Consider the following 18,672-nt stretch of genomic DNA (forward strand, 5'->3'; position numbering starts at 1 on the left):
AGGACGGGAAGCGATGATTCAGATATCGCCGAGCTCCGAACCACCGACACACGCGGGCCCACTTCGCGTCGCACGGGCGATCGATCTTGCAGCCTTCGTGGGCACCGAACTTGCTCCCGGCCGCTGGCGATCAGTGACGCAGGATGAGGTCGACCGTTTCGTCGCGCTGACGGGTGATCGGAACTGGGTTCACACCGATGTCGAGCGCACCAGGCGCGAACTCGACGGAGGTACGACGATCGTGCCCGGCCAATTGCTCCTGGCGCTCGTATCAGGTCTTTTGCAGGAAGCATATTTCGTCGAAGGTGCCGCGCAAAGCCGTGCGGCGGGCATCCGTGCGGTTCGGTTTCGCCATCCGGTACGTCCCGGCGCTGTGTTCCGGTTACGGGCGCGATTGACTCTCGTGAGGCGGCGGCCGCGTTTCGTGCAGGTGGACGCATCGTGCGATCTCGAGCTGGGCTCCGGACAACGTGCTCTAACCTCACAGCGCACCGATGTTTTTTTCGACTGAGGCAGCTGCCTTATGCGAAGGAATGGATGAGCTAGAGCATGCTGTTTTTACACGGAAACATAGCCTGAGTTTTTGAAGTAGTTGGTGCACTCCTCCTTGGAGAAGAGATCGAGGAGTTCACCAACCTTTCGCCAGGTTGCCTCCACGTCACGAGGTTCTGCAGCTCGCATGAGGTGTTTGAGTTTGGCGAAGACCTGCTCGATCGGATTGAGGTCGGGGCTATAGGCCGGCAGGAAGATACGGTGGGCGCCTCTGGCGCGAATGGCTTGGCGAGCCGCTTTGCCCTTGTGGCTGCCAAGATTGTCGAGAATGACGATCTCGCCCGGTGCGAGGGTGGGTGCCAGCACCTTTTCGACATACAGCGTGAAGAGCTCACCGTTGATGGGACCATCAATCACCCAAGGTGCGCTGATCCGATCGTGACGCAGCGCCGCGATGAAGGTCATGGTCTTCCAATGGCCGAAGGGCGCAGAGGCCTGGAGGCGCTGCCCACAGGGTCCCCAGCCGCGTAACGGCGCCATATTGGTTTTAATCCACGTCTCGTCGATAAAAACCAACCGCGTGACGTCGATCCTGCCTTGATGGGCTTTCCAGCGGGTCCGCTTACGGGCGACGTCGGGGCGATCCTGCTCGGCTGGTAGAAGCGTTTTTTTTGAAGCTGAGCCCCTCAGTGTGAACAAAAGTCCACACCGCCCGCACGTCTGTCTTAATCCCGCGTGCAGCCAGTTCCTGCGTCAGCTTGCGCAAGGTGAATGGCCCCGAGCGAATGCGCTTGCGCAGCCAGTCGGCGTTGGCATCCGACAGAACCCGCTTCTTGTGGCCGCCGATCTGACCGGGTGACAGGCCTCCGGTATCCCGTCTCAGATTCTTCCACTTCGTCACACAGGAAGGGCTGATCTGGAGCGCCTCGGCAATCGAACGAACTGTTTCCCCCGCGTCAGCTCGCGCCAAAGCCCGTTCCCGGATGTCTTCCGAATAGGGTCGCGTCATCCATGCTGGCCTCCTCCCTCCAGCATGGATGTTGAATCAGAAATCGCTCCCAGTGGGAATCCCGATTCCAGTCAAAAACAATATGCTCTATCATAGGTTTGGCTGGTGTGGGAAAGGCGGTAGCACTCCCCCGCACCAATCAAACGATTTTGCATCCCAATCCAGGATTTTCGCCGATTCGTACGCCCGACGGTACTCGATGCGTTGAGCGCGAAGGGTACTCGGCTGCTCGGTCAGTCCGGCCGGACCATTTCGAACATGTTTTCGGGCGTCATCTCGAAATAGTCTCCGCGACGCCCCGCGCGTGCGATCGGTCGTGCGAGCGCGGTGTCGTAGACGCCATCCCTGATAAATGCTTTGTCGATATGGACGGCGACGACTTCGCCGAATGTCAGCCAGGCTTCGGCGTCTCGCCCATCCGCGCCCTTGAGTCGGATGATTTCCGTTACCTTGCACTCGAAGCATGCGGGGCTTTCCGCCACGCGCGGCACATTGACGAGCCTGCTGGGCGCAGCCGTCAGTCCAGCGATGGTGAACTCGTCGATCTCAGGTGCGACGTGAGCAGCAGTTGCGTTCATTTGCCTGGCGAGATTCATGGTGACGAGATTCCAGCAGAACTCCCTCGTCTCTTGGACGTTCTCAACGCTGTCTTTCCAGTTTGTGGAAGAGAATCCAACGATCGGTGGCTTGTAGCTGAAAGCATTGAAGAAGCTGTAGGGGGCAAGATTGACATTGCCCTTGGCATCGAGCGATGAAATCCAGCCGATCGGCCGCGGCGCGACGATGGCATTGAAGGGATCGTGTTTCAAGCCGTGCCCCTTCGCCGGCTCGTAGAAGTGGATGTCTTGCGACGCGGCGCGGGTTGCCCTCGGCTCCATTGTTCAAATGTCCTGCCAGAATTGATCATAGCTGGGTCTGCGCCGTTCATCGAAGGATCGCAATCCCTCACGCCACTCGGCCGGCGGAACATCCTCGGGCGAAGACAGCACGCGCGCCCAATCCGTTTCGTCGTGATGGGCAAGGTTACGTTTCGCGGCAGCGATCGCGCCCGGCGGCGCCGACTGCACGATACCCAGCGCGAGGTCGATTGCGCTTGAGAAGACATCAGCCGTTGGGACCACGCGATTTGCCAATCCCCATTCGACGGCCTCGGCTGCGCTCAACCGGCGGCGGGTCAGGATCAACTCGGCGGCACGCCTCGTGCCCACCGCCCGGTGGAGGCGCGCCAGCGCGGTGTTCGGGATGACGCCGTGTCCCAATTCGGGGAGGGCGACATAACTCTCCGTTCCCATCATGACGAGATCGCAGGAGAGCGTCAGCTCAAATCCGCCGCCGAGAGCGCCGCCCTGGACCGCCGCGATGGTGGGACGCGTCTCCTCGGCCAAGGCGCGAAACAGCAGGGCGGGATCGGTTGGGTCGTGAGCGCCGCTCATCCATCCAGCCTTCAGATCGTCAATGTTGGCGCCCGCGCAGAACACCGGACCATTGGCGGCGATCACGATGGCTCGCGCCTTCTCGTCGCGAGACCGCTCGATCAGCTCGAGCAGCATCGCGACCGAAGCCCTGGACAGGGCATTGCGTCGCTGCGCGTCGTTCAAGGTAAGAACGGCGATGTCGCCGTGGCGGCTGTAAAGCACCGGCATGGTCAGGCTCCCGCTAAACTGGAGAAATCGCCGAGCAGATGCCGCCGGATGTCGTCCGGAACGGCATATGGCTTACCCGCCTGGAGCAGCACGCAGGATGCTGTCGCGGACGCCACGCATGTCCCGGCGCGGAAGACGCCTTGCAGGACCTCGAAAGACGAGCGGCCGATATAAGTGACGGTCGAGCCGATATTGACCTCGCCCGGATAGAAGATTTCGGCATGGAATTCGATGGTCAGCCGTCCGACCACGACGTTGAGCCCATCCATCAGGCGGCTGATCGCGGGATCCGCAAACAGCTCCATGCGACCGCTTTCCAAGAAGCTGGCGATCGCTGCGTTGTTGACGTGCCGGAACTGATCCGTATCTGCGTTGCGCAGCTTTTCCAGGCTCCAGAACCGGAAGTGCTCCGGCATCAGCCGTGGCGTTGAAGGGGCGCGCGAAACCGGATCCTCGTTCATCCGACGCTCCCTCACTCGCGCGGTCGGGAGTGCTCGGTGGCCTCGTGCTCGATCCGGTAATAGATCTCCTCGGCCATCGGCTGACGCATTTCCTCGATGATGTGCCCGACAAGCCCGACCGCGCGAGCCGCCACGGCGAGGCCGCGGCACATCTTCCAGGGCAGCTTGAACTCCGAGGCGATGGCTGCCATCGCGCCGGTGACGTTGAGGGGAAGCGGCCGGCCGTATTGCTGGCTTGCCTCCGCGCCGATGTTCTCCATCAGCTCCACGTATCGACCAGCAAAACCGGTTTCGCGCGCGACCTTGAACAGGGCCGGTGTGCGCGGATCGATCGGCTTGTGGAAGGGATGACCGACGCCCGGAATGATCTCACGCCGGCTCCTGTGGGCGCTGACGATGTCGGCCGCCAGCCGCTTCAGATCGACGGACGCCTGCGGGTCGGGCAACGCCTCCTGGAGCATCTTCGCCGCGTTGTCCAGCGAGCCGACGAACACGGAGCCGAGTCCCAGCAGTCCCGCGGCCACCGAAGCCTGCACGGCTTCCGGCGCGCCGCAATAGGTCATGCGCGTGGCGAGGGACGAGGGCGTAATTCCATGCTCTACCAGGATCACCATCATGGCGTTGAACATGCGCGCTTCGTTCGCGTTCGGAAGGCGTGCGAAAATCTCGAGGAACGCCATCTGTCCGAAATCGACGACGCCGACGATCTCGGTGCAGAGGTCGAGCCCGTGGACCTTGATTTGCGTGGGAGTCGCCCAAGCGATGTCGGATTTGATCTCGTGTTGTTTCATGTCAACCTCGTCAGGTGATGGGAGCGGAGCTGAGGAGCTGGGAGGCGTGCTCCCTCAGCGCTGCCTTGCGAATCTTGGTGCCGTTCGGGCCGTCGATGACCGGGAACGCGTCGACCTGAACGATGCGACGCGGGACCTTGTAGTTGGCGATGCCTTCGCGGCAGTAGGCGAGCAGCTCCGTCTCGCCGAGCTGGCGGTCGGCGCGAACAAAGGCAACCGCAACGTCTCCTTCGCCTTCGAGGCGCACGCCAACGACCTGAGCGGCACACACGTCCGGATGGCGGCAGAGAAACGTCTCGATCTCGCTGGGGTCGACTAGGTAGCCGCGCAGGCGCAGGCCGTCGCCGATGCGCGACAGGAAAACGAAGGCCTCCTTGTCCGCATAAGCGAAATCGCCGGTTCGGTACCAGCCGTCGGAGGTGAACGACCGCGCGGTTGCGGCCTCGTTGTTCAGATAGCCGGACATCACATTGTAGCCTCGGATCTGCAACTCACCGGTCGCGCCGGGCGCCACCGGCGTTTCGCTGTCGAGCTCGACGATGCGAAATGCCATCTCGCCGGAGAGCAAACGACCGCCAGGCAGCGACCTGGCTTCGATCGATTCGGAGGGCGAGCGCGCGGCCATCAGGGCAAAACCTTCGGATGAGCCGTATACGCTCACGAGGCGCAATCGCCATTTGTCTTCGGCCGTCCTCATCACCCGATCGGTCAGGCCCGCAAAATCGGCAAAACCTCCGGCGCGCAGCGTCGAGAGTTTTGCCGCAGGCACGTTGAAGACGGCATCGAGCAGTCCGTCGGAGCCAAACACATGGGTCGCCGCGTGTCGCTCGATCGCCGATGCGGCTTCGCCGGCCTTGAAGACCGGCAGGAGAATGCAGGTTCCGCCGCCCGCAAGCGTCGCTATGGCCTGGACAAATCCCAGGACCCCATAGAGGGGCAACGCACACAGCGTCTTGTCGCCGGGATGGATGTCGAATGCCGAAGCGACGGTGTGGCCGTGGGTGCGGCAGCTATGCTGGTCGTGAACCGCGAGCTTCGGCGCACCGGTCGTTCCGGACGTGCTGAACGTGCACAGCAGATCCTGCGGCCGGCCAACAGCTTCAACATGACCGTCGGCGCCCGCATGGAAACGGCTCGGGTCGGCGATCTCGATGACGTGCGCGAGCGTGGGCACCTCACCCTGGATGTCGCGCACGATCTGCGCGAAGGCCACTTCGAGGAAGCTGGTCGCTGCCACGACGGCTTTCGCGCGGGACAACGCGATGACATGGAGTGCTTCGGCGCGCCGGTATCGCGTGCTGATCGGAACGACCAAAATCCCCTGATGCGCGGCGGCAAACAGGAATTGCAGCCAGGTCGGGCCATCAGGGATCCAGAGCGCGATCACGTCGCCGCGCGTCAAGCCGAGGCTGCTCAGAAAGGCTGCCGCGCGGTTCGACGCTTCGGCCAGATCCCTGCGCGTAGCGACATAGTCGCCCAGATAGATCGCCGGCGCGTCGGCATTGTCTTCGAGCAGACCGAAAAAGGCGCTTGGCGCTCCACTCATTGTGATCCCCTGCGTCAGTTGGAAAGAGCCTGGCGAGCGATTTGAATTCGCTGCATCTCGGATGTGCCTTCGCCCAGCCGGAACGCGCGGGCATCCCGATAGAAACGCTCGATGGGGAGCTCGCACATGTACCCCATCCCGCCGAAGATCTGGAGGCAGCGATCGACGACGCGGCATCCCATCTCGCTGGCGTACAGCTTGGCCCTGGACACCGCGATCCGTGCGGTCGGATCTTCCTGGTCGCACATTGCGGCGGCGCGATAGATCAGCGCCCGCGTTGCTTCGATCTCGACATCGTTGTCCGCGATCATGAACTGAATGGCCTGATGGCCCGCAAGCTGCGAGCCGAACGCGCGGCGCTCCTTCGCGTAAGCGACGGACATGTCATGCGCGCGTTGCGCCAATCCCAGCGACCGGCAGGCCGAGAGGATTCTGTCGTGGTTGATCGAGGCCATCATTACCAGGAAGCCGTCGCCGGGGCGGCCGAGAACGTCGGCATCCGCAACGAAGCAGTCCTCAAGCGAGAAGCCGTTCAGATGATAGCCGTGCCACCCCATCTTCTTGTAGCGCGTCATGCCGACGAGCCCCGGATTGGTGCGCTTGACGATGAACGTGGTCAGCCGCCTCTTGAGGGAGGCGGAGGCATCGGTGACGGCCAGCACGATCACGTAGTCGCAGGTCTCGACGTTGGAGATGAACTGCTTCGCTCCTTCGAGGCGCCAGCCGCCCTCGACCTTCATCGCCTTGGTGCGGATCGCGCCGAGATCCGAGCCGGCATCCGGTTCGGTGAGGGCATATGTCATCGTCACGCGGCCGGACACGAGATCGGGAAGAATGCGGCCGCGCTGCTCCTCGTTGAGGTGGATCAGCGAGAGTGGCAGGAATCCGACGACCTCGGACAGCGGAACGGAGGTGTGGGTGACCTCTTCCAGGATTCCGACCTGCGCCGCGACCGGAAGGCCGTACCCGCCGAGCTCGGGCGGAAGATTGAAGCCGTAGATCCCGAGCTCCGATGCCTCGCTGCGCAGCTTGGCCAAGAGATCGGGAGATACGTTGTCGTCGCTCTCGATCTGCTGTTCGAGCGGCTCCAGACGGTTGCGGACGAATCCCCGCACCGTCTGGCGGAGCATCGTCATTTCATGCGAGGCAAGGTCGATCATGGAAATCTCCGAAAACGATTTCGTAAATAACCTAGACGCCGGCGAACTCCTGTGTCAAGTGTTGGCGGCAAGAGGCTTGAATGAAGCAGCGGATCAACATCGTAGAGCTCGCCCGGCATTTGGGGCTCGCCGTGTCGACGGTCTCCAAGGCCATCAACGACCGCGGCGATGTGAGCGATGCGACCAAGCGGCGTGTGCTGGAAGCGGCGGACAAATTTGGCTTTTCACCGGATCCGGCGGGGCGGCGGCTTCGCACCCAAACGTCCGAGACGATCGGCTTCGTGCTGTCGCCGCCGCAGACCCATTTCGCGCATCCGTTCTTCCTCGATCTGCTCATGGGGATTGACCAGAACCTCAGTCAGACCCCGTTTCAGCTCATCATCGTCGCCGGTCGAACGCTGGAGACGGAGATCGATTGCTTCCGCCGGCTGGTCGAGCGGCAGCGGGTCGACGGTGTGCTGTTCGGCCGCACGCGCCGCGACGATCCCCGGATCCGCTATCTCCAGGAACGCAACGTGCCGTTTGTCGCGCTGGGTCGAAGCGAGACCGGCAAGCCGTTTCCCTTCGTGGACATCGACCGAACGGTCGCCGGCCGCAACGGAACCGCCCGTTTCGTAGGGTTTGGACATCGCCGGATCGGGCTCTTGAGCACGCCGGGATACCTCATGATCAGCCACCTCTTGCAGGAAGGCTATCGCGCGGCCCTGAAGGCGGCGAAGTTGCCATTCGATGCTGATCTCGTGGTCGAGACCAGCACCAGTGAAGAGGGTGGGCTGAACGGCGCCCGGCAGCTGCTCGCCATGAGCGATCCGCCGACGGCGATCATGTGCGGTCATGACCTGATTGCCACCGGCGCGATGCAGGCGATCGCGGAAACGGGCAGGCGCCCGGGCGTCGATGTTTCGGTGATCGGGTGCGACAATCACCCGCTCGGTCCCTATCTGAATCCGCCCCTGACCACATTTTCCGCGCCGACGTTTGAGGCTGGCCGCCGCATGGTCGATCTGCTTCTTGCCTCCATGGACGGCCGTTCGCCCAAGGAATTGCAGGAAATCTGGTCGCCCGAGCTGATTCTGCGCTCGTCTCACGGCAGCCAATTGGTCGCGGCCGGCGAAATCTGAAGGCCACCATCTCTCGCTTGACAAGCCGGGCCCGCGCGACCTAGATTACGAAATCGTTTTCGTAAATCGGGAGTTTGCGATGTGGCCTCTGCAGAAAGTCGCGGTTCTTGCGTTTTCGATGCTTCTCGCGCTCGCCGGGCAGGCGTCCGCTGAGGATCTTCGCATCGGAGCAATCTTCCCCCTAAGCGGCGCCAACGCCGATTACGGCGATCTCTACATGGGGGCGACCGAGCTCGCGGTCTCCCACCTCAACGACGCGAAAGTGCTCGGCGGAAAGCTGTCGATCGCCTACGAGGACAGTCAGGCGCTCCCGCAGCAGGGGGTGATCGCCATGAACAAGCTCGTGAACGTCGAGAAGGTCAGCTACGTGCTCTCCGCTTTCACCGGCGTGTCCAAGGCGATCTCCACGACAGCGGCGCGAAGCCACACGGTTGCCGTCAATGGCGGCGGGGTCGGGCCCGACCTTGCCGAACTCGGTGAGTATTTCTGGAACGTCATCCCGCTGGCCAATTTCGAGGTGCGGGCGATGGCGCCCTACCTCGTCCAGAAGCGGGGATTGAAGCGGTTTGTCCTCGTCTATGTCGACGATCCGCTCGGCCAGTCGATCAAGCGCGAGCTCGAATCCAGCCTGCCTTCGCTCGGCGCGACGCTTTCCGAGGCGCTGTCCGTGCCGTCGAATGCGCAGCAGTTCAGCGGGGTTGCGGCGCGGGTGCGCGATGCCAAGCCGGACGTCGTCTACATCGCCTCGTTCGGCGCGCAGCAGTCGCAGATTATCAAGCAGTTGCGCGACAACGGCGTTACGCAGCAGCTCGCCAGCTACTCGGGGTTCGCGATTCCCGCCATCGCCAGCCTTCCCGAGGCCAAGGGAGCGCTGTTCACGACGCAGCGCATCGACTGGAATTCCGGCGATCCGGTGACCAAGCGCTTCACGCGGGAATACCAGACCAAGACCAACAGGGCGCCGACGGCCTACGCCGCGAACTACTACAACGCCGTGATCCTGTACGGCACCCTGGCGTCGGCTTTGCAGAAGGCCGGCTTGCCGATCACGGGCGAGAACCTCTTGGCGGAGCGTCGTGAGATCGGAGCGTTCGATCTGGTCGGTGGGCGTGTCACCTTCGAGAAAGACGGCACGATCCGGTCGGCGATGCAGATCAACGAAGTGGATGGCGAGCCGGCCATCGTTGAGACCGTTGCGGCTCACTAGCTCTGGCGCCTGTGCGAGGACCCATGCTGCTACTCCAACTCATCATCAACGGGATCCAGGTTGGGGCGCTCTACGGCCTGACCGCGGTCGGTTTCTCGCTGATCTTCGGGGCCACGAAGATCTTCCACTTCGCTCACGGCGCGAGCTTCGCGATCAGCGCGTACGTATTCTACTATCTCTATGCGGTTCTCCTGGTCTGGTGGCCGATCGCGATCCTCGCGGCCTGCATCGTGGTCGTGGTGTTCGGAGTTACCCTGGACCGTTATGTCTATGGCCCGATCCAGAGCACCGACGGATCGTTCTTCACGATCTTCGTGGGCTCCTTCGGCGTCGCCGTCGTCATTCAGAACCTGATCGGGACCGTCTTCGGGCGCGGCTTCATTTCGGTGCCCTCGGTATTGAGCAGGAGCGTCGAGCTCGTGCCCGGACTCTACGTGGCGCCCACGGCGGGGATTGCCGTCGTCACCGCGGTGGCGTGCTTCGTCGCGCTCCAGCTGTTTCTCGGCAGGACCAATATCGGGATCGCACTCCGCGCGCTGTCCGAGAGTCCCGCGCTGGTGCGGACGTTTGGCTTGAACCCGAAGGCCGTGTCGACATGCGCGTTCGCGCTCGGCTCCCTGCTCGTCGTCCCGGCCGCCGTGCTCACCAGCATGACGTCGGGGCTGAATGCCGCGATCGGCGGCCGCGTCATGCTGATCAGCGTTGCCGCCACCATCGTCGGCGGCGTCGGCAGCCTGCGCGGCGCTGCCTGCGCGGGGCTGCTGCTGGGCATTGCGGAAAACCTGGCGTTGTGGCGGTTCGATCCGCAGTGGAGCGAGGCGGTCACCTTCCTCATTCTGTTCGCGTTCATCGTCCTGCGTCCGTCAGGCTTTTTCGGCCGCGTCGTGACTAGCTGAGGGCCTGCATCGTGATCGCTTATCTCGTAAACCTTGCAACGCTGGTCTGCATCAACGCCATTTTGGCGATCACCCTGAATTTCATCATGGGATATGCGGGCATTTTCTCGCTTGCCCACGCGGTGTTCTTCGGCGTCGGCGCGTATGTTGCGGCATTCATTGCCTTGCAGTGGACGGATTCGTTGCTGCTTCAGTTACCGGCCGCGATGCTCATCGCCGGAGTGATCTCGGCGGCCCTGGCCCTGCCTGCCTTGAGGGTGCGAGGCGACTACTTCGTGGCGGCCTCGCTCGGCTTTCAGGTCCTCGCCGCAACAGTGTTCTCGGAGTGGAAGTCGATCACGGGCGGCATCGGCGGGCTCGTCGGCATCCCGCCGGCAAGCATCGCGGGACACGCGTTCGGTGATCCCGTCGAGTTCCTCGGCCTTGCCGGCGTGACATTGGCCATGGTGGTGGTCCTGACCACGGCCATCGTGCGTTCGAGCTTCGGTCGCAGCCTCAAAGCCATCAGGGACAGCGAGTCGGCCGCGCTGGCGTTCGGGAAAAATGTCGCGCTGATCAAGACGCTCTCGGTGTTCTACTCGACCGCGATCTGCGCCGTGGCGGGCGTTCTGTATGCCGACTACCTCAGCTTCATCAACGTCGAGAGTTTCACCATCGATGCCTCGACGCTTTTCATGGCGATGGTGATCGTCGGCGGCATCGGAACGGTGTGGGGGCCGATCGTCGGGGCGGTTCTTCTTACGCTGCTGCCGGCTGCCTTGACCTATCTACCGTTCCTCCCGCGAACCGAGATCGGATCCGTGCAGCAGATGATCTACGGGCTCGCGATGGTTCTCTTGATGATCTTCAAGCCGGACGGCCTGATGGGCGTGAAGCAAGGGGAGGCGTGACGTGCTGCAAGTGTCGAAATCGCCCGTCCCGCCGGCGACGCTTCTGGAGATCGTCAATCTCACCAAGAGCTTTGATGGCGTGAAGGCCGTCGAGGATGTCTCGCTGCATCTGCGCGAAGGGATCATCACCACGCTGGTCGGCCCGAACGGGGCAGGGAAGACAACGCTCTTCAACCTGATCACCGGACATCTGCGGCCGACCGCAGGCGATATCCGCTGGCAGGGCGAATCGATCGTCGGCACCACGCCGTGGAAGATCGCGCGTCTCGGTGTGGCCCGAACCTTCCAGGATCTCCGTCTCTTCTCCCACATGACAGTTTTCGAGAACGTGCTCACGGTGATGGAGAAGAGCGCCTGGTTCTGGCAGTCGGAGGCGGGAAGCGGCGCGGAGCGACACCAGCGCGTGCATGAGATCCTCGATGCCACTGGGCTACTGCACAAGGCCGGCGTTCGCGCGAACGATCTTGCCTATGCGGAGCGCAAGTTCCTGAGCATGGCGCGGATCATGGCCACCAAGGCCAAGATGTGGCTCCTCGACGAGCCAGCGTCGGGGCTCGATCCCAGGTCCTACGAACGCTTCGTGGCGCTGCTGCGCAGTGAAGTCCGTCGCGGCATCACGATCTGCATCATCGAGCACAACCTCGAGATCGTCGTGAGCATCTCCGACAGGATCAGCTTCCTCGATCAGGGGCGGCTTCTCGCCGACGGCGAGCCCGAGGAGATCCTCGGGAATCCGGAGTTGTCATCCATCTATTTCGGCGAACGCAACTCATGACCGATGCTCTCATCAGTGTTGATAATCTCCGCGTCGGCTACGGTGGCCGCGTCGTCCTCGACGATGTCAGCCTTCAGATCCGAAAGAACGAGGTGCTTTGCCTCGTCGGTCATAACGGTGCCGGCAAGTCGACCTTGCTGAATTCGCTGTTCGGGGTGGCCTCCCGCCAGGGCGGCGAGATATCGGTGGACGGCCAGCGCTTGCACCAACCGGAACCGAAGAAGATGGCGGCCCTGGGCATCGGCCTCGTGCCCGAAGGCCGCGGCATTTTTCCGGGCCTCACTGTCGACGAGATCTTCCGCCTTGCGATGTGGGCGACCGACGTGCCGCAGCGAGAGCAGCCCGAGCGCATCGAGTGGGTGATGTCGATCCTGCCCCGCATCAAGACGTTCTACGCCCGCCGCGCGGGCACGCTGTCGGGGGGACAGCAACAGATGGTCAGCATCGCGCGCGCTCTGCTGAGCCGCCCCCGCTGTCTCCTGATGGACGAGCCGTCGATCGGTCTGGCGCCGAAGCTGTTTCAGGATCTGTTGCAGCCGATCCGGCAACTCCAGCAGCAGCTTGGACTGTCGATCCTGCTGGTCGAGCAGAACGTGAAGGAAGCGTTCAAGATATCCGACCGCGTCTTGGTGATGCGCTCGGGCGCAATCATCCACGAAACTTCGCCCGACGAATTGGCAGACAACAAGGTCCTCATGCAGTTCTACTGAACTGAAGGCAGACATCGAAGGCAGCGTCATGCAACACAGTATCCTATTCGCAAACAGTGACCGGCTGCGTCCGCCTGCCGGCCATTATTCCCACACCTGCACCGCCGCTGGCCTCGTGTTCGTGTCCGGACAGCTTCCGGTCGATGTGAACGGGACCCCCATGACCGACCAGCCGTTCGAGCGGCAGGCGGGGCAGGTGCTCGCCAATGTCGATGCCTGCCTCGAAGCCGCAGGGACCGATCGAAGCCGGCTCCTCCAGGTGCGCATCTACGTGACTGACATGAACTCTTGGCCGGCCTTCAACCAGATCTATGCCGATTGGATCGGCGATGTCCGGCCGGCGAGGGTGGTCGCCGGCGTGGCGTCCCTTCATTTCGGATTGCTGCTGGAAATCGAAGCCGTCGCGCTTGCTCCCGCCTGAACGGGCCGGTGCGCTCAACAGGAACGCTGCACAACACGGAGGAAAGCGTGATGCCCACGAGGCGCTTCACCATTCTCGGCCTGCTTGGCCTGGCCGCTGCACACCCCGCATCGCGCGCCTTCGCGCAAGGCGGCGCGGCACCCATCAAGATCCGCGTCGCTTCGGTGATCTCGTCGGCCTGGCTTCCGCTCTGGGTGGCAAAGGACAAGGGCCTCTTTCTGGAGAAAGGGCTCGACGTCGAAATCATGACGGTCCAGAACCTCTCCACGACGATCGGTGCGCTTGGGCGCCAGCTGGACATTTCGGGCGCTACCGCCATCGATATCGTGAAGGCGGCTGCGGGCGGTCTCGATGTCGTGGGCGTGTGCGGCAACACGATCGAGACAGCAGCCAATCGGCAGATGCGCCTCATGGCTGGCAATCAGTCCGGGATCACCTCGATCGGCCAGCTGAACGGCAAGACGATCGGCACGCCATCGATCAACGGCGTCGTCCACATCGCGACCCTGCTTGCCCTCAAGCGCGGCGGGGTGGATCCAAAAGGCGTGCGCTTCATCGAGATGATGTTTCCCAACATGGCGGACCAGCTCAAGGCGCAACGCGTCGATGCGGTCGAGACGGTCGAGCCATTCGTCATTGCGTTGAAGAAGTCGGGCCACATCGACCTGGGCGATCCGATGCTACAGGTCGGCGATCCCATTACGTTGACGTGCTGGATGGCGAATGGCACCTGGGCGCGCACCAATCCAGACGCGATTGTGCGCTGGGTCGCCGCGCTCGAGGAGGCAAGGGCCTATATCGCCGGCTACGAGGTGGAAGCGCGCGCGATCCTCGCCAAATGGACGCGTCTGCCGAATGACGTGATCGAAAGCATCGTGCTGCCAACGTACAGCACATCTTTGACTGCAAGGCACATCTCGGCGTGGATCGAAGCGACGCGGGGGACTGGGCAACTCACCGCTCAGTTGAGTGCATCCGATCTGGTGCTGAAGTGACACGAGGCGATTGACGCTGATCATGACAACCCAACCCAGTTTTGAGTGCGAGCGCCTCTGCATCGACTTGCCCGGTGCGCCGGGTGTTCGCCGCATCATCGAGGATCTCGATCTCGAAGTCGGAAGAGGCGAGTTCGTCTCGATCCTCGGCGGCTCCGGTACCGGAAAAACGACCCTGCTGCGGACGCTGGCGGGGCTGACGCCCTACAGCTCGGGCCGCGCCGTATACGAGGGGCGCGAGGTCCGCTCCCCGGTCCCCGGGATGGCCATGGTGTTCCAGGACTACGGGCACGCTCTCTTGATGTGGCGAACCGTGCGGAGAAACGTGGCGCTCGGCGTGGAAGGGCGCCTCCGCGACCGTGAGCTCGATGAGAAGGTTCGGAACGCCATCCGCATGGTCGGGCTCGAGCGATTCAGGGATGAATATCCGTGGCGACTGTCGGGTGGCATGCAGCAGCGGGTGCAGATCGCCCGGGCGCTCGCCATGGAGCCGAGCGCTCTGTTGATGGACGAGCCGTTCGGCGCGCTGGACGCGATGACGAAGGCCTCGCTGCAGGACCAGCTTCTGGCGGTCCAGGCCGAAACCGGCGCGACCGTGCTGTTTGTCACCCACGATATCGAGGAGGCGATCTATCTCAGCGATACGATCATCCTCCTGAAAGGCAGTCCGGCCCACATCGCGCGGCGCATCAGCGTCGACCTGCCGCGGCCGCGGGACCAGATCGCGACCAAGGAGCGTCCCGAATATCTGCGGCTGCGTCATCAGCTCTACGAGGCGTTTCGCCATGAGATCCATGCTTAGACGTGCAGGGATCGCGCTCAACGCGCCGGCGCTCGCGACCGCCTTGGTCCTTCTCGTGGCGTGGGAAGTCGGCGTCAGGACTGCCGCGACCCGGTTCGAATTCCTGCCGGCGCCGACGGAGATCGGCCAGGCGCTCCATGGTGCGATCCGGTCCGGCCAGATCATCGGCGATTCCGAGCACACGGTCGCCTGCGCCCTGGCCGGATGGGCCATTGCAAGCGTGCTTGGCGCGGCCATCGCGTTCGCGCTCGCGTTTTCGCCTACTGTCCATCGCTTCTTCAGCGCCTCGCTCGAACTCCTCCGGCCTTTGCCAGCCGTTGCGTTCGTTCCAGTCGCGGTCCTGCTGTTCGGGTTCACCGTCACCACGGAGATCACCGTGATCGTCTTCGCGAGCGTGTGGCCGGTCATCGTCAACACCGTCGCCGGGGCGAAGGCCATCCACCCAAGGCTCCTCGATACGGCCGCGACGCTGCATTTGTCGCGAACCCAACGGCTCGGCAAGGTCATCCTTCCCGCGGTGCTGCCATCCACCATGGTCGGCGCCCGTGTCGCGCTCGGTCTCGCACTCGTCGTCGCTGTTATCGCGGAAATGGTCGGCAATCCGGCCGGGCTCGGCTGGGGTCTGGTGACGGCGCAGGAAGCTCTCCAGCCGGGCCTCATGTTTGGCTATCTCGTCGCCACGGGTGCGCTCGGCGTTCTCCTCAACGCGTGCCTTCGAGTGACATTCGCACGGCTGTTTCCCGGAATTCGGGAGCTTCAGCAATCATGATCGCAACCAACGCACCCGCGCAGGCTGTCGCCGGTAGCAGAGGACGCCGCTGGGCCTTCCATGCGGCTAACAACGCCTGGTCGGCGTTGCAAGGGCTGCTGCCGCTGATCGCCTTGCTGTTGCTCTGGCAGGTGCTGGGCGATCCGCGCTCGCCATACTTTCCGCCTCCATCCACATGGGCAGCCGCCCTGATCGATCGGACGAGCGCAGGGGATCTCGTTCCCGCTGTGCTAGTGACGTTTCAGTCGGTCGCTGCGGCTCTTGTCCTTGCCACGGCACTGGGCGTCGGCATCGGCGGACTGATCGGCGCCTCGCCCGGTCTGGCGCGCTGTCTCGGGCCGACGCTGGAATTCCTGCGCACGTTGCCGCCTCCCACCATCGTGCCGGTGGTGGCCTTGATCATCGGCGTCAACGAAAAGATGAAGCTGTTGGTGATCGTGTTCGCGGCGCTCTGGCCGGTTCTGCTCAACACCACGTCGGGCGTGCGGTCGCTGCATCCGACGCTGCTCGAGGCCGCGCGATCCCTACAGCTCGGTGCGATCGCGCGAGTGACCAAGATTTTCCTGCCGGCGCTGCTGCCGTCGATCCTGACGGGCGTGCGCGTCGCCGCTCCGCTGGCGATCATCGTATCGCTGCTGGCAGAGATGCTGACACTGATGCCGGGGCTCGGCGCGTTGCTCCTGATGGCTCAACGCAATTTCAACGCGGCCGAGGTCTTCGGTCTGCTGGCCGTCGTCGGCTCGTTCGGCTTCATCCTCAACGCGGCGCTTGCCGCTTTCGAATCCTGGGCCTTGATGCCTCAAGGCCGGTCTTAAAGGATACGGATCATGTCCATCGATTTCGAACGGAAGGGCGCCGTCGCGGTCGTCACGATCAACCGGCCCGACGCCATGAACGCTCTCGACGTCGCGCACGATCGCGCGCTCGCCGAGGTCTGGAAAGAGTTCGAGGCGGACGCGAATTTGCTGGTCGCTGTCCTGACCGGTGCGGGCGGTCGTGCGTTCTGTTCCGGCGGCGATCTGAAGACGTATATGCCGTGGCGCCGCGACCGCGCCCTGCATGGTGCGGACAGCACTATCAGTTTCGGCGGCATGACCCTGGTCGACGAGATCGCCAAGCCGGTCATCGCCGCGATCCAGGGTCATTGCATCGCTGGCGGGCTGGAACTGGCGATGGCGTGTGACATTCGCGTCTGCACGCCGGATTCGCGGTTTGGCTTGGCAGAGGTGCGATGGGGCGTGCTGCCGGGCGGCGGCGGCACCCAGCGGCTTCCCCGGCTTGTACCCCTGGGCTGCGCTCTGGAGATGATCCTAACAGGAGACCCGATCGATGCAGAGCGCGCCGAACGGATTGGCCTCGTGAACCGCGTCGTCGCGGCCGACGCGTTGCTCGATACCGCCTTCGCGATGGCGAAGCGCATTGCGGCGAACGGGCCGCTCGCGGTCAAGGCCGCGAAGCGAGCCGTCCATTACGGATTGGACGGTTCGCTGGAGGAGGGGCTGGTCCTCGAAGGCGCGCTGCAAATGCAATTGCTTCAAACGGGCGATGCGGAAGAGGGGCTTCGCGCCTTCGCCGAACGTCGGCCTCCGGTGTATGCGAGCGCTGCTGCCGCCACACCGGCGCAAAAGTAAACGACTGCAGAGAAGGCTCAGTCTCATGTCGACGACACACGAAAACAGACCGCGATATTCGCCGGCCCTCCGCGTCCCGCTCGGGCCGAGCGGAGATCTCCTGTTCTTGTCGGGCATCCTTTGCGTCGACGAGGACGCACGGGACAATATCGAGGTCCAGACCCGTCGCATCTTCGACCGCATCGCCCGCGTGCTGGGCAAACACGGCGCCTCGCTGTCGGATATTGTGAAGACCACAGCCTTTCTGGCCGACCTCGCCGACTATGACGGCTTCAACCGGGCCCGCGTCGAAATATTAATGGGCTGCAAGGAGCCGCCGGCAAGCACCGCCATTGGAGCCGGGTCGCTCCTTGGCTCCGGCACGCGCGTGGAGATCGAAGCGGTTGCATTCGTGCCGTCGCACTGACAGCGAGAAGGCCTCAGCATATCCGCGGAAGCCATTTTCTCGTTTGCCCGCTTAGGAGCGTGGCTTTACAACCGGCTCTTGATGGTCGCAAGGTCTGCCTCCGCCACGGGTTCACCACCAGCCTTACGCGGACGATTGGATGAAATATCGTAGGTTTGGCCGGCGTGAGTGAGCGATAGCGCTCCCTGACTCGAGCCCCGGTCCTTTGTACTCCCTGAGGCGCCGACGGATGTAAAACGTCCTCGCAGCCGCCAATCCCCGCCGGATTGAATGAAGCTTTGGACACGACCTCCTGAGGCACCGGCCGTCCCTTGCCCAAGGTCAAATTACCTCTTGTCGGGAGCGAAACCCCCGTTTTCGGCCGTAGCTCCAACGGTGGGTTTTGGTCTAGAAGGGTCGAAAGTCCGTTATCTTTCAATGGGGATTGACTGACACTCCCGATTTTGTTCGCTAGCTCACGATTTTCTACGATTTCGTACGATCGCGCGCGTCGGCATCGTCAGGATCTTGCCGTCGTCGATAAGATTGCTGCAGACCTCCTTTAAAGCTGCAACGACTTCGCGGGTGGCGCGGCTAACGGGCCGGCCGCGCGGCAAGGCGAGGACGCGGTCGGCGCGCATCCATGGCAAGAGCGCCGCCGACAGGGTGCCGGCCGCCACTTCCTGGTGAATCCCCGAGAACGGCAACAGCCCGTAGCCAAGTCCCGAGCCCACGATCTGTTTCATCGGCGTGGTGCTCTCGACCCGCAAGGAGAACGGCACGTCTGGCGGGAACGGGTTGCGGCTGAGCGGTACGACGGCGGTCGGCAGATCATTGACCTCCTTGCGCGTCAGCCGGCCACGCTTGAGCCTGGGATCGCGCGGCGGACCGATTAGGAAGACCGGCTCGACCACCAGCGTTTCGTAGTCGAGATGGTCATTGGGCTGCGGCGTGGTGACGATGGCGAG

General features: G+C 63.2%; 22 protein-coding genes. 14 read left to right on the forward strand and 8 right to left on the reverse strand.

Annotated elements, in window-relative coordinates; translation table 11 throughout:
* The first annotated feature begins 13 nt into the window (after positions 1-13).
* Positions 14-511, forward strand: coding sequence for a MaoC/PaaZ C-terminal domain-containing protein (locus CWO91_RS17315; protein WP_130214672.1), 498 nt, complete (start codon positions 14-16; stop codon positions 509-511).
* Between the two features lie 47 nt (positions 512-558).
* Here CWO91_RS17315 and CWO91_RS17320 read toward each other — a convergent pair.
* The 7 genes from CWO91_RS17320 to CWO91_RS17350 all read right to left on the reverse strand — a co-directional run bounded on the left by CWO91_RS17320 (position 559) and on the right by CWO91_RS17350 (position 7,102).
* A protein-coding gene (locus tag CWO91_RS17320; RefSeq protein WP_130214674.1) for an IS630 family transposase occupies positions 559-1,501 on the reverse strand; the annotation gives its coding sequence in 2 pieces (ribosomal slippage) (positions 559-1,164 and positions 1,166-1,501; 942 coding nt in all).
* Between the two features lie 233 nt (positions 1,502-1,734).
* Positions 1,735-2,379 (reverse strand): flavin reductase family protein, encoded by a 645-nt coding sequence (locus CWO91_RS17325; protein ID WP_130214676.1) that lies wholly within the window; start codon positions 2,377-2,379, stop codon positions 1,735-1,737.
* A 3-nt stretch (positions 2,380-2,382) separates the two neighbouring features.
* Positions 2,383-3,144 (reverse strand): enoyl-CoA hydratase/isomerase family protein, encoded by a 762-nt coding sequence (locus tag CWO91_RS17330; RefSeq protein WP_130214678.1) that lies wholly within the window; start codon positions 3,142-3,144, stop codon positions 2,383-2,385.
* Between the two features lie 2 nt (positions 3,145-3,146).
* Positions 3,147-3,605 (reverse strand): acyl-CoA thioesterase, encoded by a 459-nt coding sequence (locus CWO91_RS17335; protein ID WP_208753039.1) that lies wholly within the window; start codon positions 3,603-3,605, stop codon positions 3,147-3,149.
* An 11-nt stretch (positions 3,606-3,616) separates the two neighbouring features.
* Entirely contained in the window at positions 3,617-4,396 is a 780-nt protein-coding gene (locus CWO91_RS17340; protein WP_130214680.1) for a citryl-CoA lyase, read from the reverse strand.
* A 10-nt stretch (positions 4,397-4,406) separates the two neighbouring features.
* On the reverse strand, positions 4,407-5,942 hold the full coding sequence (locus CWO91_RS17345; RefSeq protein WP_130214682.1) for an AMP-binding protein: 1,536 nt from the start codon (positions 5,940-5,942) through the stop codon (positions 4,407-4,409).
* A gap of 14 nt (positions 5,943-5,956) precedes the next feature.
* Entirely contained in the window at positions 5,957-7,102 is a 1,146-nt protein-coding gene (locus CWO91_RS17350) for an acyl-CoA dehydrogenase family protein (protein ID WP_130214684.1), read from the reverse strand.
* A gap of 80 nt (positions 7,103-7,182) precedes the next feature.
* Here CWO91_RS17350 and CWO91_RS17355 point away from each other — a divergent pair, with 80 nt between their 5' ends.
* The 13 genes from CWO91_RS17355 to CWO91_RS17415 all read left to right on the forward strand — a co-directional run bounded on the left by CWO91_RS17355 (position 7,183) and on the right by CWO91_RS17415 (position 17,725).
* Entirely contained in the window at positions 7,183-8,223 is a 1,041-nt protein-coding gene (locus CWO91_RS17355; RefSeq protein ID WP_208753040.1) for a LacI family DNA-binding transcriptional regulator, read from the forward strand.
* Positions 8,224-8,302: 79 nt separating this feature from the next.
* Positions 8,303-9,430, forward strand: coding sequence for an ABC transporter substrate-binding protein (locus CWO91_RS17360; protein WP_130214685.1), 1,128 nt, complete (start codon positions 8,303-8,305; stop codon positions 9,428-9,430).
* A 23-nt stretch (positions 9,431-9,453) separates the two neighbouring features.
* Positions 9,454-10,326: a branched-chain amino acid ABC transporter permease gene (locus CWO91_RS17365; protein WP_130214687.1), complete on the forward strand. Its 873-nt coding sequence runs from the start codon at positions 9,454-9,456 to the stop codon at positions 10,324-10,326.
* A gap of 11 nt (positions 10,327-10,337) precedes the next feature.
* Complete coding sequence (locus CWO91_RS17370) at positions 10,338-11,216, forward strand: branched-chain amino acid ABC transporter permease (protein ID WP_130214689.1); 879 nt, start codon at positions 10,338-10,340, stop codon at positions 11,214-11,216.
* A 1-nt stretch (position 11,217) separates the two neighbouring features.
* Positions 11,218-11,991: an ABC transporter ATP-binding protein gene (locus tag CWO91_RS17375; RefSeq protein ID WP_130214691.1), complete on the forward strand. Its 774-nt coding sequence runs from the start codon at positions 11,218-11,220 to the stop codon at positions 11,989-11,991.
* Positions 11,988-12,701 (forward strand): ABC transporter ATP-binding protein, encoded by a 714-nt coding sequence (locus tag CWO91_RS17380; RefSeq protein ID WP_130214693.1) that lies wholly within the window; start codon positions 11,988-11,990, stop codon positions 12,699-12,701. Before CWO91_RS17375 ends, CWO91_RS17380 begins: the two co-directional genes overlap by 4 nt.
* A 28-nt stretch (positions 12,702-12,729) precedes the next feature.
* Positions 12,730-13,122 (forward strand): RidA family protein, encoded by a 393-nt coding sequence (locus CWO91_RS17385; RefSeq protein ID WP_130214695.1) that lies wholly within the window; start codon positions 12,730-12,732, stop codon positions 13,120-13,122.
* 50 nt (positions 13,123-13,172) lie between these two features.
* Complete coding sequence (locus CWO91_RS17390; protein WP_130214697.1) at positions 13,173-14,117, forward strand: ABC transporter substrate-binding protein; 945 nt, start codon at positions 13,173-13,175, stop codon at positions 14,115-14,117.
* Between the two features lie 22 nt (positions 14,118-14,139).
* On the forward strand, positions 14,140-14,919 hold the full coding sequence (locus CWO91_RS17395) for an ABC transporter ATP-binding protein (RefSeq protein ID WP_208753041.1): 780 nt from the start codon (positions 14,140-14,142) through the stop codon (positions 14,917-14,919).
* Positions 14,903-15,688: an ABC transporter permease gene (locus CWO91_RS17400; protein ID WP_130214699.1), complete on the forward strand. Its 786-nt coding sequence runs from the start codon at positions 14,903-14,905 to the stop codon at positions 15,686-15,688. Before CWO91_RS17395 ends, CWO91_RS17400 begins: the two co-directional genes overlap by 17 nt.
* The gene (locus tag CWO91_RS17405) at positions 15,685-16,503 is read left to right on the forward strand and encodes an ABC transporter permease (protein WP_130214701.1); all 819 of its coding nucleotides are present in this window, start codon (positions 15,685-15,687) and stop codon (positions 16,501-16,503) included. Before CWO91_RS17400 ends, CWO91_RS17405 begins: the two co-directional genes overlap by 4 nt.
* 12 nt (positions 16,504-16,515) lie before the next feature.
* Positions 16,516-17,319: an enoyl-CoA hydratase/isomerase family protein gene (locus CWO91_RS17410; protein WP_130214703.1), complete on the forward strand. Its 804-nt coding sequence runs from the start codon at positions 16,516-16,518 to the stop codon at positions 17,317-17,319.
* Positions 17,320-17,344: 25 nt separating this feature from the next.
* A complete protein-coding gene (locus tag CWO91_RS17415) occupies positions 17,345-17,725 on the forward strand; it encodes a RidA family protein (protein WP_165405512.1) in 381 nt (126 codons plus the stop codon).
* Between the two features lie 455 nt (positions 17,726-18,180).
* Here CWO91_RS17415 and CWO91_RS17420 read toward each other — a convergent pair.
* On the reverse strand, positions 18,181-18,672 hold a 492-nt coding region (locus CWO91_RS17420), incomplete at its 5' end, for a substrate-binding domain-containing protein (RefSeq protein WP_245471288.1).

This window comes from Bradyrhizobium genosp. SA-3, from assembly GCF_004212635.1.
In the GTDB taxonomy this organism is placed as follows: Bacteria; Pseudomonadota; Alphaproteobacteria; order Rhizobiales; family Xanthobacteraceae; genus Bradyrhizobium.